The 978-nt window shown below is 60.4% G+C and carries 1 protein-coding gene; it reads right to left on the bottom strand.

Features of this window, described 5'->3' with window-relative positions:
- The coding region (locus A3730_RS01070) for a condensation domain-containing protein (RefSeq protein WP_231883795.1) at positions 1 to 965 on the bottom strand (965 nt) is incomplete at its 3' end.
- Positions 966 to 978: the final 13 nt, after the last annotated feature.

Here is a 978-nt window from a genome sequence, read left to right as displayed (position 1 = left end):
ACCGCGGTAAAATCGCCCCAATCTTTTTCGGTACGATTGAAGTCTTGGCTCGCGGCCACTTCGTTTGCGGTCAGCAGGCTCGCATCAGACAGCCGTTGCTGCGGGTCATCCAGCAACGCGCCCAGCAGAATGGAGAAATGGTCCCGTAACCGTTCGATGGTTTCCGGTTTGAATAATGCAGTGGCATAACCGATAAAGCCCTGCAGCTGTTCATCGTCTTCCAGAATATCCAGCGCCAGTTCGAACTGGGCACCAGCGGCACCGGGATCGAATGGGGTAATCACCGCTTCCGGCCACTGGGGCGCAAAGGTCTGGCTGAGCCGCTGATGATTGAATGCCACCTGGAACAAGGGGTGGCGATCCAGGCTTCTGTCTACTCCCAGCGCCTCCACCAGAATCTCGAACGGCAACGCCTGGCGGCCCTGAGCGGCACCGATAAATTGCTGAGTGGCCGCCACCTGTTGCGCAAACGTCTGCGGCTGATGGTATGACGCCGGGATCACCAGCGTATTGATGAAACAGCCCTGCAGGGTTTCCGTCTCCGCCAACAAACGCCNAGCCACCGGCACCCCGACCCGCACCTGAGGCTGGCCACTGTAGCGATGCAGCAGGGTCTGCCAGACACTGAGCAACAGCGTGGACACGGTGGAGCCCAGCTCGCTGGCTCGCTGCTTCAGCTGCACCAATTGCGCATCACTGATCGGCATGGGCAAGCGCGCGCCGCCGCTTGCCTTGCCCGGCAAACCACCTCGTGGATAATCCGTGGACAAGGCCAATGGCTCGCCACCATCGCCGAGCTGTTCGACCCACCACTGGGTTTGAGCACGGGCCTCGTCACTGTCCAGCCATTGCTGTTGCCAGGCCGCATAATCCGCGTACTGAATCGCTGCGGGGTTCGCCGCCAGCGTCTCGCCCTGATGGGCCCGTTGATACAGTTCGCTCAACTCTGTCAGCAACAGCTGCATGGAAACACCATCA

This window comes from Alcanivorax sp. HI0044 (genome assembly GCF_001634945.1).
The sequence above is the reverse complement of the archived record's forward strand: the minus strand, read 5'-3'. Positions and strand labels throughout refer to the sequence as shown.